This is a genomic window from Rosenbergiella sp. YN46, from assembly GCF_036620675.1.
In the GTDB taxonomy this organism is placed as follows: Bacteria; Pseudomonadota; Gammaproteobacteria; order Enterobacterales; family Enterobacteriaceae; genus Jejubacter.
On record NZ_JAZHEE010000001.1, the window covers coordinates 225,209 to 239,404 of the forward strand.

Annotated in this window: 12 protein-coding genes; 9 read left to right on the forward strand and 3 right to left on the reverse strand. The window is 59.1% G+C overall.

Translation table 11 applies throughout. The features are described from left to right. Positions 1–34 precede the first annotated feature (34 nt). Positions 35–1,009, forward strand: coding sequence for a VirK/YbjX family protein (locus V3W49_RS01035; protein WP_500143083.1), 975 nt, complete (start codon positions 35–37; stop codon positions 1,007–1,009). Here V3W49_RS01035 and V3W49_RS01040 read toward each other — a convergent pair. Further along, on the reverse strand, positions 1,006–2,664 hold the full coding sequence (locus V3W49_RS01040; RefSeq protein ID WP_500143085.1) for a DUF2813 domain-containing protein: 1,659 nt from the start codon (positions 2,662–2,664) through the stop codon (positions 1,006–1,008). The genes V3W49_RS01035 and V3W49_RS01040 overlap by 4 nt on opposite strands. A gap of 432 nt (positions 2,665–3,096) precedes the next feature. On the opposite strand from V3W49_RS01040, the gene aqpZ reads away from it, so the two are divergent. The 8 genes from aqpZ to V3W49_RS01080 all read left to right on the forward strand — a co-directional run bounded on the left by aqpZ (position 3,097) and on the right by V3W49_RS01080 (position 13,036). Next, the gene (gene aqpZ, locus V3W49_RS01045; protein WP_500143086.1) at positions 3,097–3,792 is read left to right on the forward strand and encodes an aquaporin Z; all 696 of its coding nucleotides are present in this window, start codon (positions 3,097–3,099) and stop codon (positions 3,790–3,792) included. A gap of 132 nt (positions 3,793–3,924) precedes the next feature. Beyond that, complete coding sequence (locus V3W49_RS01050) at positions 3,925–4,824, forward strand: LysO family transporter (protein WP_500143087.1); 900 nt, start codon at positions 3,925–3,927, stop codon at positions 4,822–4,824. 131 nt (positions 4,825–4,955) lie between these two features. Next, positions 4,956–6,611 (forward strand): hydroxylamine reductase, encoded by a 1,656-nt coding sequence (gene hcp / locus V3W49_RS01055; protein ID WP_500143089.1) that lies wholly within the window; start codon positions 4,956–4,958, stop codon positions 6,609–6,611. 14 nt (positions 6,612–6,625) lie between these two features. Beyond that, positions 6,626–7,594, forward strand: coding sequence for an NADH oxidoreductase (gene hcr / locus V3W49_RS01060; RefSeq protein ID WP_500143090.1), 969 nt, complete (start codon positions 6,626–6,628; stop codon positions 7,592–7,594). Between the two features lie 113 nt (positions 7,595–7,707). Then, positions 7,708–9,426: a ubiquinone-dependent pyruvate dehydrogenase gene (gene poxB, locus V3W49_RS01065; protein WP_500143092.1), complete on the forward strand. Its 1,719-nt coding sequence runs from the start codon at positions 7,708–7,710 to the stop codon at positions 9,424–9,426. Positions 9,427–9,467: 41 nt separating this feature from the next. Next, a complete protein-coding gene (gene ltaE, locus V3W49_RS01070; protein WP_500143094.1) occupies positions 9,468–10,469 on the forward strand; it encodes a low-specificity L-threonine aldolase in 1,002 nt (333 codons plus the stop codon). Positions 10,470–10,482: 13 nt separating this feature from the next. Continuing rightward, positions 10,483–11,940 (forward strand): DUF2867 domain-containing protein, encoded by a 1,458-nt coding sequence (locus V3W49_RS01075; protein ID WP_500143095.1) that lies wholly within the window; start codon positions 10,483–10,485, stop codon positions 11,938–11,940. Between the two features lie 82 nt (positions 11,941–12,022). Continuing rightward, positions 12,023–13,036, forward strand: coding sequence for a 3-beta-hydroxysteroid dehydrogenase (locus tag V3W49_RS01080; protein ID WP_500143096.1), 1,014 nt, complete (start codon positions 12,023–12,025; stop codon positions 13,034–13,036). A 3-nt stretch (positions 13,037–13,039) separates the two neighbouring features. Here V3W49_RS01080 and V3W49_RS01085 read toward each other — a convergent pair whose 3' ends face one another. After that, the gene (locus V3W49_RS01085; protein ID WP_500143097.1) at positions 13,040–13,876 is read right to left on the reverse strand and encodes an N-acetylmuramoyl-L-alanine amidase; all 837 of its coding nucleotides are present in this window, start codon (positions 13,874–13,876) and stop codon (positions 13,040–13,042) included. Then, positions 13,873–14,196 carry a heavy metal-binding domain-containing protein gene (locus V3W49_RS01090; protein WP_500143099.1) on the reverse strand — a complete coding sequence of 108 codons (324 nt, stop codon included), beginning with the start codon at positions 14,194–14,196 and terminating at the stop codon, positions 13,873–13,875. The genes V3W49_RS01085 and V3W49_RS01090 overlap by 4 nt, the downstream gene beginning before the upstream one ends.

Consider the following 14,196-nt stretch of genomic DNA (forward strand, 5'->3'; position numbering starts at 1 on the left):
AGCGTCATTCCCTGACTATGACTTCCGAACGATTATGTCACAGATTGCAGTTTCTTCCCGGAGCGTCGCGACGCCGCTACACAGCTGGCAACTCTTCCTGGCTCTGAGCCAGGGTCGCTATCAGCCAGGGCCGACCTGGCGAAGAGCCGGCTGGCGCCGTAAATTTATTCTGCGCTCGCTGGCGATGCCGCTGGCGACTGCGCGCCTGTTGAACGGGCTGACCCGCCTGCCCCAGGCAGAGACGCTGTTACAGGCCCAGCCCTGTCTTCCCTGTCGTCTGCACCGACCGTGGCTGATGGCATCGGGTATGCGCCGTTCGCAGGCGCTGGAGGCGATTTTTTTTCATTATCATCAAATGGCTCAGAGCCTTCCCCGGCAGGCGATGCAGGATTATCTTTCCCCTCTGGGATGGACTCTGGCCTGGCTGGAAGGTAAAGACGGCATACCTTATCGCCTGGCGCTTAGCGCCGACAGCGATTTGGATAAAGAGGGCGAGGCCACGCTATCACTTTGTGATGACCAGGATATTGTACTGGCGCAGCTCACCTTTACCCTGTGTCGCTGGAATGGCATTACCACACTGTTTATTGGCGGGCTACAGGGGGCGAAAGCGCGGCTCGGCCACAGCCATATTCAAAAAGCGACCCGTCAGTGCCATGGGCTATTTCCCAAACGGCTGGTGCTTGAAGCTGCTCGTCTGCTGGCGTTACGTCTGGGCGTCCGCCAGATTCTGGCGGTCAGCAACCACACCCATATTTATCGCAGCTGGCGCTATCGCCTGAGCAAACGCAGCGTTTTTCTGGCCGACTATGACGCCTTCTGGCGCGAGATGGGGGGCGAGCCCGGGCAGGAGGGCCACTTTCTGCTGCCGCTCACCACGCTGCGTCGCCCGCTGACGGAGATAGCCAGTAAGAAACGGTCTGAATATCGCCGCCGTTACGCTCTGCTCGACGCCATGCATACGGCGCTGGATCAGAGCTTCACCGTCAATAAAGCCGCCGATACTTAATCGGCCCGACCGCGCGCCAGCCACATCACCCGCGAAAACATACCTCGCAGCAAAGACGGCACCGAATCGGTGCCGCGCCTCCCGGCCTCCATCGCCACCTCAATCGCTAAATCAGGCTTCGAGGAACGATGGATAGCCCGGGTGATAACCCGCCGCATATTCATCGCTACACCATCGGGCACCTGCGCCACCCGGTGGTAGATCTCGCTGAAGCCTTCACGATACATAAAATGTTCCAGATCGCGGGCCGGTAGCTGCGTCAGATGTTCACGCTCGCGGCTGCGATTGTTATCCAGCAGGCTACGCACCGTAGCGGCATACTTCTTACCCGCTTCATCGCCGTCCGCCAGTACGTGCCACTCAATCCCCATGCGCCGGGCAAATTTAATCAGCGGTCGCAGACCGCACTGGGCGAATTCAATAACCTTTACCCCTTCGGCGTCGAAGTGATGGCCGCACTGGCGCGCCAGTTCATTCATCACCCAGACTTCCGTTTCCCCTTCCACCAGCAGCCAGCAGCGGGCAAACAGCGAAGAGGGACGATTAAGCCGGATATGAAAAGCGATCCGGCGGCTATCTTCAGCGTTCATGCCATCCGGCCCCAGACGCCATGCCGCCACGCGCCCGGAATCACGCACCAGCCGGCAGACCTGCTGCACCGGAGTCAAAGAAAGCAGTTCGCCGGAATTGGTGGTCGCAATCTTTTGTAGCGGTAGCAGATTCAACAAATGCCAGGCGACCGACAGCATAATAGGGTGCAGTCGGGTTTCCGGATCCTCAACCACCACCAGCGGGCGCGCATCGCGATCGAGGCGCACGGTTCCCCGGGATTGCAACAGCGTAGAGAACATTCCTAGCAGAATGATGCGCTGGTTACGGCTGTGGGGTTTATCAAGCATGCGGTTAATCAGATCGAGATAGCGCCAGCTACGGCGTTCATCATGAGAGTGGCGGCGCATCAGGCGCTCCCGAGCCTGGGTTGTCCCCTGTTCACTAAAATAATGCTCCAGCAACTGCGCCATGGCAGACAGTCCCTGGCGCAATTGATCGTCGGTCAATACCTGGGGACGGGACGCCAGTTCCCGAGCCAGATCGGCAAACTGACGGGCTGAAACCTGCAGTTCCGGCTCCCGTGAGACATTGCTCTCGCGCAGCCTGCGGCTAAAGCGTGCGTCACGCAGGCGCAGTACCGGATTCAGCCGTATTACCTGATGCGCCATCCGATCGATATCGCTTAACGCCATCGGCTCTCCGCTGGCGTTCAGGAAGCTGCGCAACGTCATCACCGTGCCATCTTCCGCCAGTTCCCCTTCCAGACGATAAAAAATACGGCGGTAGTCATCCTCGCTGGTTACCCACACCGGCGCCAGCGCCCGATAGCGCCGACCGGGAATTCGCCCCGGAACGGCAGAACGAAAGGTCAGGATAATATGCAGATGGCGTTCGCGCTCCTGCATCTCTCCCGGCGGGAAGTGGAAGTCGCCGGGAACGAAATGATAGAGCTCATCGCGCGGCGAAAGCAGCAGCGTCAGGGCATCCAGCAGGCTGGACTTCCCCCATGCGTTCTCACCAATCAGAACGTTGTCCTGTTCCAGCAGTAGCGACAGGCGGTTAATGCCACGGAATCCAACAATCTCCACGCGCTCAAGAAACATACTTCCTCCCGATGACCCTTGTGCCTGTTTTTATTGCTATTAGCATCGAGTATAGCGATAAGCCGAAAGCGAAGGTATCCCGGAAATAGCGATAACGCAGAAGGATCCCCCAGGAATAAACCTGATATTAAGTCGACGATCGACATTATTTTTTTAAGATATTTCAGCAAATATAAGAATTTGACCCAGGAAATGTCGCGGAATTAATTCCTATTCTATACTTACTCTATCGATTCCTGGCTGAAGGAATGAATCACATTGTTTTAAATCAAATAACATTGATATATTACGCTGGTTCAGGAGGGATGATGTTTTTAAAATTATGCGACTCGATTCTACGTCACCTTCCTGATGACGATGATCAGTGGCGAGCGCCGCTCGTTATTTCTAGCCCGGCGGCAATCGTCTTTAAATAATTACATAGAGGTAAATATGTTCAGAAAATTAGCAGCCGAGTTCTTCGGAACATTTTGGTTGGTTTTCGGTGGCTGTGGTAGTGCGGTTCTGGCGGCAGCCTATCCGCAATTAGGGATTGGTTTTGTCGGTGTGGCGCTGGCGTTTGGTCTGACGGTATTAACGATGGCTTACGCAGTCGGCCATATTTCCGGTGGTCATTTTAACCCGGCGGTGACTCTGGGCCTGTGGGCCGGTGGCCGTTTCCCGGCGAAAGAGGTGATTGGTTATATTGTCGCTCAGGTTATCGGCGGTATCGCCGCTGCGGCAATTCTCTGGATTATTGCCAGCGGAAAAGCAGGCTTCGATGCGGCAGCCAGCGGCTTTGCGTCTAACGGCTTCGGTGAACATTCTCCCGATCACTACTCCATGCTGGCGGCAATCGTTATTGAAATCGTGCTGACCTGCGGTTTCCTGATCGTCATTCATGGCGCAACGGATAAACACGCTCCGGCGGGTTTTGCGCCTATCGCTATCGGCCTGGCGCTGACCCTGATCCACCTGATCAGCATTCCGGTCACCAATACTTCTGTAAACCCGGCGCGTAGCACCGCCGTCGCTATCTTCCAGGGCGGCTGGGCGCTGCAGCAGCTGTGGCTGTTCTGGGTAATGCCGATTATCGGCGGTATCCTGGGCGGTCTGATTTACCGCACCCTGCTGGAAAAACGCGACTAATTCACCTCGCCCCTGAAGCCCGGCTTATCGCCGGGCTTGTCTTTATCTGAATCCATCCGCTCCTTTACTCATCCCATTGATTTGTGTATCGTCTGCGCCGCTTATCAAATAAACAGAAGGGATTCGGCTATCATGCTGTCCGGGTTGCTCATTATCCTGGTACCGTTGCTGGCAGGCTACCTTATTCCTCTGCGCCAGCGCGCGCTTATGGTCTGGATTAACCGGCTGCTGGGCTGGATTGTCTATATCATCCTTTTCCTTATGGGGATTAGCCTTGCCTTTCTGGATAATCTGGCCACTAATCTGCTGGCGATTCTGCATTATTCTGCGGTCAGTATTACCGTGATCCTGCTGTGTAACTGCGCCGGTTTACTGATGCTGGAGCGTTTCCGGCCCTGGCATCACCAGCACCGTCAGCAGAAACTGCCGTCACGTCTGAAAATGGCGCTGGAGTCGTTGCAGCTTTGCGGCGTGGTAGTGGCGGGATTCCTTCTGGGACTCAGCGGCTGGCAATGGCTGACTCACGCCACCGAAGCCAGCGAATATACCCTGATTCTGCTGCTGCTCCTTGTTGGGGTACAGCTACGCGCCAGTGGTATGACGCTGCGCCAGATTCTGCTTAATCGCCGGGGCACGCTGGTGGCTCTGGTAGTGGTGATCAGTTCGCTGCTGGCCGGTGCCGTTAACGCCCTGCTGCTTGGCCTGCCGTTGAAAACCGGGCTGGCGATGGCCTCCGGCTATGGCTGGTACTCGCTGTCCGGCATCCTGATGACCGAGTCATACGGCCCGGTTATCGGCAGCGCCACCTTCTTTAACGATCTGGGGCGCGAGCTTATCGCTATCATCCTGATTCCGGCGCTGGTGGGTCGTAGCCGTTCAACGGCGCTGGGACTGTGCGGCGCCACCTCAATGGACTTTACCCTGCCGGTGCTGCAACGCAGCGGCGGCGTGGAGCTGGTGCCTGCCGCCATTGTCCACGGCTTTCTACTCAGCCTGCTGGTGCCGCTGATGATGGCGCTATTCGCCGCCTGACTCCCCTTTCCCGGGAACTAAATTTGCGCTAAATCAACTTACCTGCAAATTGCCGGAAAAAGCGCTTTCCACCCTTAGTCACTGAGCATAATCTTAAACATGCATATCAAATATAACTTTAAGGTGTGAACATGTTTTGCGTGCAATGTGAACAAACAATCCGCACTCCGGCAGGTGATGGCTGCTCTTATGCGCAGGGGATGTGCGGGAAAACCGCTGAAACGTCAGATCTTCAGGACCTGCTGATCGCCGCGCTGCAGGGGCTCTCAGCCTGGGCGCTGAAAGCGCGTGAGCTGGGCATTATCGACCATGAGGTGGATAGCTTCGCGCCACGCGCGTTCTTCGCCACCCTGACCAACGTAAACTTCGACTCCATTCGTATCGTCGGCTATGCCCGTCAGGCCATCGCCATGCGCGAGGATCTGAAAGCGCGCTCTCGTGCCGTCGATGCGTCAGCCAGCGTAGAACATCCGCTGGCCGACCTGCAGCTTGCCAGCGATGACCTGGGCATGCTGCAGCGCCAGGCCGCCGACTTTACCCCGAATCGCGACAAAGCGGAGATCGGCGAAGATATTCTTGGTCTGCGTCTGCTGTGCCTTTACGGCCTGAAAGGGGCCGCTGCCTATATGGAACACGCCCACGTACTGGGGCAGTACGACAACGACATCTACGCCCGGTATCACAAAATCATGTCCTGGCTCGGAACCTGGCCGTCCGACATGAACGCGCTGCTGGAATGCTCCATGGAAATCGGTCAAATAAACTTCCAGGTCATGAGCATTCTGGACGCCGGTGAAACCGGTAAATACGGTCATCCGACCCCGACCCAGGTTAACGTGAAACCGGTCGCTGGTAAGTGCATCCTGATCTCCGGACACGATCTGTTCGATCTTTACAATCTGCTGGAGCAGACCGAAGGGACTGGCGTAAACGTCTACACCCACGGCGAAATGCTGCCAGCCCACGGTTATCCGGAACTACGTAAATTCAAACATCTGGTCGGTAACTACGGCAGCGGCTGGCAGAACCAGCAGACCGAATTCGCCCGCTTCCCTGGGCCTATCGTGATGACCTCCAACTGCATCATCGACCCGACGGTGGGCAGCTATGACGATCGCATCTGGACTCGTAGCATTGTGGGCTGGCCGGGCGTTAACCACCTGGAAGGCGACGACTTTACCCCGGTTATCGCCCAGGCCCAGCAGATGTCTGGCTTCCCGTACACCGAAATTGAACACATGATCACCGTCGGCTTTGGTCGCCAGACGCTGCTCAGCGCCGCCGATACTCTGATCGATATGGTGGGCCGTAAGGCGCTGCGCCACGTCTTCCTGGTCGGCGGCTGCGACGGCAGCCGCGGCGAGCGTAGCTACTACACCGACTTCGCCACCAGCGTCCCGGACGACTGCCTGATTCTGACCCTGGCCTGCGGCAAATACCGCTTCAACAAACTGGACTTCGGCAATATCGAAGGTCTGCCGCGTCTACTGGACGCCGGTCAGTGCAATGACTCCTACTCCGCCATTATGCTGGCCGTCACCCTGGCTGAAAAACTGGGCTGTGGCGTTAACGATTTGCCGTTGAGTCTGGTGCTCTCCTGGTTCGAACAGAAAGCTATCGTGGTTCTGTTAACGCTGCTGTCGCTGGGCGTGAAGAACATCCTGACCGGGCCTACCGCGCCGGGCTTCCTGACCCCGAATCTGCTGGCTATCCTCAACGAGAAATTCGGCATGCGTTCCGTCACCACCGTTGAGCAGGATATGCAGCAGATGCTGGGCGCGGCATAAGAAGGAGTAACAAGATGACGATGCCAACCCCCCAGTGCCCGTACCGCATGCAGGTACACCACATTAAGCAGGAGACGCCGGACGTCTGGACCCTGTCGCTGTTCTGCCACGACGACTACCTCTATAAGGCGGGGCAGTATGCGCTGGTCAGTATCCGCAACTCGGCCGATACCCTGCGCGCCTATACCCTCTCGTCAACGCCGGGGGTCAGCCCCTTTATCACTCTGACCATCCGCCATATCGACGGCGGTGAAGGCTCCGGCTGGCTGACCCGCGAGGTTAAGCGCGGCGACTATCTGTGGCTTTCCGAAGCCCAGGGCGAGTTCACCTGTCAGAACCATCCGGCGGGCCGTTATCTGTTACTGGCCGGCGGTTGTGGCGTGACGCCGATTATGTCGATGCGCCGCTGGCTGGCCAAATACAGCCCGATGGCCGACGTTCAGGTGATCTACTGCGTACGCTCTCCCCAGGATGTGATCTTTGCGCAAGAGTGGCGCCAGTATCCGGTGACGCTGGTCGCGGAACAGGACGCAACCCACGGTTTCATATCCGGTCGTCTGACCCGCGAGCTGCTGGCAAGCGTGCCGGATATCGCCAGTCGCACCGTGATGACCTGCGGCCCGGCGCCCTATATGGACTTCGTGGAACAGGAAGTGAAAGCGCTGGGCGTAACCCGCTTCTGGAAAGAGAAGTTCTTCACCCCCGTGGCGGCCCCGGCGACCAGCGGCCTGAAAATCTCCACCCTCCAGCCGGCACGCGAATTCTACGCGCCGGTGGGCACCACGCTGCTTGACGCGCTGGAGAGCAATAAAGTGCCGGTCAATGCCGCCTGCCGCGCCGGCGTGTGCGGATGCTGTAAAACCAAAGTGGTTTCCGGCGACTACAGCGTCACCAGCACCATGACCCTGAGCGAACAGGAGATTGCGGACGGTTACGTTCTGGCCTGCTCCTGCCATCCGCAGGGTGATCTGGTTCTCGCCTGATTTTCACCTTCCCCGCCGCCTCCGCCCGGAGGCGGCACTTTCTGAACAGTCTTCTTCTTCACGGATCGACTAAGCTTGATCGCATCTTGCCGAAATAAAACAAAGGAGATGTGATGAAACAGACCGTTGCCGCATATATTGCCAAAACGCTGGAACAAGCGGGGGTAAAGCGCATCTGGGGCGTAACCGGAGACTCCCTTAACGGGCTGAGCGACAGCCTTAACCGCATGGGAACTATTGAATGGATGCCCACCCGCCACGAAGAGGTGGCCGCCTTTGCCGCAGGTGCCGAAGCCCAGTTGACCGGGGAGCTGGCGGTCTGCGCAGGCTCCTGCGGCCCGGGCAACCTGCACCTGATTAACGGCCTGTTCGACTGCCAGCGCAACCACGTGCCGGTACTGGCTATCGCGGCCCACATCCCGTCCAGCGAGATTGGCAGCGGCTACTTCCAGGAAACCCATCCCCAGGAGCTGTTCCGGGAATGCAGCCACTACTGCGAGCTGGTGTCCAGCCCGGAACAGATCCCCCAGGTGATGGCTATCGCCCTGCGCGAAGCCACGCTTAAGCGCGGCGTGGCGGTGATAGTGCTGCCAGGCGATGTCGCGCTGCAAGCAGCGCCGGAAGGCGCCAGCACCCACTGGTATCCTGCGCCGCTTCCCCATGTGGTGCCCCGCGCCTGCGAGCTGCAAAAACTGGCCGAAGCGCTAAACGGCGCCAGCAACATCGCATTGATGTGCGGCAGCGGCTGCGCGGGCGCTCACGACGAACTGCTGGCCTTCGCCGATAAGCTGAAGTCACCCATCGTCCACGCCCTGCGCGGTAAAGAGCATGTGGAGTACGATAACCCCTACGATGTCGGAATGACCGGCCTTATCGGCTTTTCTTCCGGCTTTCACACCATGATGAACGCCGATACCCTGATTCTGCTCGGCACCCAGTTTCCCTACCGGGCCTTCTACCCCAGTAATGCGCGAATCATTCAGATAGATATCAACCCGGCCAGCATCGGCGCCCACAGTAAGGTGGATATGGCGCTGGTGGGCGATGTGAAATCGACCCTACAATCCCTGCTGCCGCTGCTGAACGAAAAGCAGGATCGTGCGTTCCTCGATAAAGCGCTGGCGGACTATAAAGAGGCCCGCAAGGGGCTCGATGACCTCGCAAACCCCAGCGATAAGGCGATCCATCCCCAGTATCTGGCCCAGCGCATCAGCCAGTTGGCCAGCCAGGATGCGATTTTCACCTGCGATGTCGGCACCCCCACCGTCTGGGCGGCACGCTACCTGGAGATGAACGGCAAACGCCGACTGCTCGGCTCCTTTAACCATGGTTCGATGGCTAACGCCATGCCTCAGGCGCTGGGCGCGAAGGCGACAGCGCCTGATCGTCAGGTGGTGGCGATGTGCGGCGACGGCGGTTTTAGCATGCTGATGGGGGATTTCCTGTCGGTTATCCAGATGAAGCTACCGATCAAAATCGTGGTGTTCAACAACAGCGTGCTGGGCTTTGTGGCAATGGAGATGAAGGCCGGAGGCTATCTGACCGATGGCACCGAACTCAACAGCACCAACTTTGCCCGCATCGCCGAAGCCTGCGGCATTACCGGCATCCGGGTGGAAAAGGCCAGCGAAGTGGATGCCGCGCTGACGAAGGCTTTTAATACCGACGGCCCGGTGCTGGTGGACGTTACCGTCGCCAAAGAGGAACTGGCGATTCCGCCCCAGATAAAACTGGAACAGGCGAAGGGCTTCAGTCTGTACATGCTGCGCGCCATTATCAGCGGCCGCGGCGACGAAGTAGTCGAACTGGCGAAAACCAACTGGTTCAGGTAAAACACCCTTTTATCGTCAACAGTACAGACTCAGGAGTCGCCGTGATAGACCTACGCAGTGATACCGTGACGCGCCCGGGGCGCGCCATGCTGGAACAAATGATCAACGCCGCCGTCGGAGACGACGTCTACGGCGACGACCCGACGGTCAATCAGTTGCAGGAGTATGCGGCGCGCCTGGCCGGTAAAGAAGCCGCTCTGTTTCTGCCTTCCGGCACCCAGGCGAACCTGGTGGCGCTGCTCAGTCACTGTCAGCGCGGCGACGAATATATTGTGGGCCAGCAGGCCCACAACTATCTTTTCGAGGCGGGCGGCGCCGCGGTGCTGGGCAGTATTCAGCCCCAGCCCATCGACGCCGCTCGCGACGGCACCCTGCCGCTGGACAAAGTCGCCTCGGTGATTAAAGCCGACGACGTTCATTTTGCCCGCACCCGCCTGCTCTGTCTGGAAAACACCCACAACGGTAAAGTGCTGCCGCTGGAATATCTGCACGACGCCTGGCAGTTTACCCGCGAGCGCGGGCTGGGGTTGCATATCGACGGCGCCAGGCTGTTTAACGCCCTGGTGGAATACGGCTGCGAACTGGAGCAAGTGGCGCGCTACTGCGACAGCTTCACCCTTTGCCTGTCCAAAGGGCTGGGAGCGCCGGTAGGCTCGCTGCTGCTGGGCAGCCGCGATTTTATCAACCGCGCCCTGCGCTGGCGCAAGATGGCCGGTGGCGGGCTGCGTCAGGCCGGCATTCTGGCGGCGGGCGGCCTGTGGGCGTTGCAAAACAATGTGGCGCGACTGGCGGACGACCACGCCAACGCCGCCTGGCTGGCCGAAGCACTGCGCGAAATCGGTGCCGATGTCACCCGCCAGGAGACCAACATGTTGTTTATCCGACTGCCGGAAGGCGCCGCGCCACGGCTGGGCGAATTTATGGCCCATCGGGACGTACTTATCAACGCCGCGCCGGTTACCCGTCTGGTGACTCACCTGGACGTGAATCGCCAGCAGCTGGAAACCGTTGTCAGCCACTGGCGCGCCTTCCTGCAGGGCTAAGGAAAAATCAGGGATGAAAACCCCAGGCAAAATCCTGATACTCGGCGCCAGCGGCTATATCGGTCAGCGCCTGGCCCCCCGGCTGGCAGAGGCCGGTTATCCGGTTATTGCCGCCGCCCGCCGCCTGGACTGGCTGGAAAAACAGTCCTGGTTCGGCGTTGAATGCCAGGCCGTGGATTTACTGCGTCCGGAAACGCTGCGTGGGCTGCTGGACGGCGTGGAAACCGTCTATTACCTGGTGCACAGCATGGGCGACGGTTCAGATTTTATCGCCCGCGAACGCTGGGCAGCGCTGAATCTGCGCGATGCGCTGCGCGGCAAGCCGGTGCGCCAGGTCATCTATCTCAGTTCGCTACAGGCCCCCGACGGCGCCCTCAGTTCAGCCCATCTGCGGGCCCGACAAATCACCGCAGATATTCTGCGCGAATCAGAAGTGCCGGTCACCGAATTACGCGCCGGGATCATTATCGGCGCCGGATCCGCTGCCTTTGAAGTGATGCGCGACATGATCTACAACCTGCCTGTGCTAACGCCGCCGCGCTGGGTGCGCTCCCGCACCTCGCCCATCGCGCTGGAAAATTTGCTGGTCTATCTACAGGGGTTTCTGGAATGCCCGGCGCAGGAACACCGCCTGTTTGAGGCTGCCGGCCCGGAAGTGATGAGCTATCAGCAGCAGTTCGAACGCTTTATGGCGATCAGCGGACATCGCCGCCCCTTGATCCCGATCCCCTTCCCCACCCGTTGGGTTTCAGTCTGGTTTCTGAGCATGATCACCTCGGTTCCCCCCTCCATCGCCCGGGCGCTGATCCAGGGACTGCGTCACGATCTGCTGGCCGACGATCGCGCGCTACGCACGCTGATTCCCCAGCCGCTTATCGGCTTTGACGAGGCGGTGCGCCGGACCCTGGAGGAAGAAAAAAAACTGGTCGGTTCCCCGGACTGGGGCCACGCTCCCCAGGCGTTTGCTCGCTGGCGGCCGGAATACGGCTACTATCCCAAACAGGCGGGCCATACCGTTAAAACGCCCGCCCCACTCAGCGCCTTATGGGACGTGGTCAACGGCATCGGCGGCCAGCATCGCTATTTCTTCGCTAATATTCTGTGGCAGACCCGTGGCGCGCTGGATCTGCTGGTCGGCCATCGTCTGGACAAAGGCCGTCCGGAGCGCCACTGGCTACGCCCGGGGGATAAAGTGGATAGCTGGCGGGTTATCGTCGTTGAGCCGGAAAAGGAGCTGACGCTGCTGTTCGGCATGAAAGCGCCGGGGCTGGGGCGACTGCGCTTCACCCTGCGCGACAGAGGGGAATTCCGCACTCTGGACGTTCGCGCCTTCTGGCACCCCCACGGTACGCCGGGCCTGCTCTACTGGCTGTTGATGATTCCAGCGCATCTGTTTATCTTTCGCGGCATGGCGCGCCGCATTGCGCGGCTGGCTGAGCAGAGCCTGAGCAATCGCCGGGGAGAAGGCTGAATATTAGCGCTTTACCATTGCAACCAGAGAGGAATCACGAAAGAATGCCCGGCGATAACAGCAAACGCGACAGTGAATGAACATGAAGGTACTGGTCACGGGCGCCACCAGCGGACTGGGGCGTAACGCGGTCGAATATTTACGCCGGCGCGGCGTCAGCGTGACGGCCACCGGACACAATGCGGCCATGGGTAAACTGCTGCAGAAAATGGGCGCGGAATTTATCCATGCGGATATGACCGAACTGGTCTCCTCCCAGGCTAAAGCGATGCTGGCGGGCATTGACGTGCTGTGGCACTGCTCCGATTTTGTTTCACCCTGGGGTTCGCGCCAGGAGTTCGATCTGGCTAACGTCCGCGCCACTCGCCGTCTGGGCGAGTGGGCGGTGGCATGGGGCGTACGTACCTTCGTTCATATCTCTTCGCCATCGCTCTACTTCGACTATCACCACCATCGCGATATTGCAGAAGCGTATCGCCCACGCCGCTACGCCAACGATCTGGCCCGTAGCAAGGCGGAAGGCGAAGAGGTGATTCAGCAACTGGCCCGGGCCAATCCTCAGACCCGCTTTGCTATCCTGCGCCCTCAGAGCCTGTTCGGGCCTCATGATACAGTCTTCTTCCCGCGCCTTATCCAGATGGTGCGCCACTACGGCTGCATATTGCTGCCACGCGGCGGCGAAGCGCTGGTGGATATGACCTACCAGGAAAACGCGGTACATGCCATGTGGCTGGCCAGCCAGCCTGAAAGCGATAGCCTGCCTTCCGGCCGGGCATGGAATATCACTAATCTGGAGCCGCGCCCGCTGCGCATCACGGTGCAGAAGCTAATCGACGAACTGGGGCTGCGCTGTAAAATTCGCTCTGTTCCCTGGCTGATGCTGGATATGGTGGCGCGCAGTATGGAACGCTTTGGTCATAAAGAGGCCGAACCCTCCCTTACCCACTACGGCGTCGCCAAACTGAATTTCGATTTCACGCTGGATACCCAGCGCGCCAGAGATGAGCTGGGCTATAAACCCATCATCACGCTGGATGAAGGTATCGAGCGCACCGCGGCCTGGCTACGGGATCACGGTACGCTGCATCATCCCTGAGGTTTAGTGAGAATATCCCATCCCGTACTTCTCCAGTAACGCTTCAGCGATGGCCTGGGTTTCGGCATCGGCATAACCGTCGTAGCGTGCGGGACGGAAATGCATCTGAAACGCCATAATCACCCGCCGCTGCTCGGCCGGAGTCATATCGCTGTCCACCTCATAGCCATAGCGGGCGAGCAGATTCAGTAACGCTGTCTGATTCACCGGCTGGGTTGGGTGACGCTCCCCCAGGTAGAAAGCCACCCGCTCGGCATCCGGCCAGGCGCCGATGCCTGCCTGCGCCAGCTCGCGCCACGGGAACAGCGGCCCGGGATCGTCTTTACGCTGGGGCGCCACATCGGAATGGGCCACCACATTTTCCGGCGCGATGCCGTGACGTTGAATAATATCCCGGGCCAGCGGAATCAAGGTGGCGATCTGCGCCTTATCGAACGGTTCGAAATGGCGACCGGTAGCGGTACGATGCCAGCCGCTGTTTTCCAGCTCGATGCCGACGGAAGTATCGTTAATACGGGTCGCGCCGCGCCAGTAGCTCTGTCCGGCATGCCAGGCAAGCTTCTCTTCCGGCACCAGCTGATAGACCAGCGGCTTACCGTGGCGCATCCAGGGCTTGCGCGCGATCAAATAGTGGGCGCTGACGTTTTTGCCACGCAGGGTGGTCAGAGAACGTTCAAAATCACCGGCGGTGTAGTGAATCACCAGCACCCGTACCCGCGGCCAGGCGTTCAGTGCCGGATAGCGGGTATCCACCCGGTATCCACTGTGGTCGATAATCCCTTCATCACTGGCGCAGCCTGCCAGCAGCAGAACCAGCGCCAGCCAAAAAATACGCCTCATCGCCGGGTCTTCACCGCCGTGCCGCTTACGCTCACCATCAGCATACTGCTGTCTTTACCCACGGTTTCATAATCGATATCAATACCAACTACCGCATCGGCGCCAAGCTGTTCAGCCTGCTCTTCCAGCTCCTTAAAGGCAATCTCACGCGCCTTACGCAGCTCTTTTTCATAGGCGCCGGAACGTCCGCCGACGATATCGCGGATGCCGGCGAAAAAGTCGCGGAACACATTAGCCCCCAGGATGGCCTCACCGGTAACCACACCGCAATACTCAACAATGGCCTGCCCTTCCAGGGCCGGGGTGGTGGAAAACTGCAT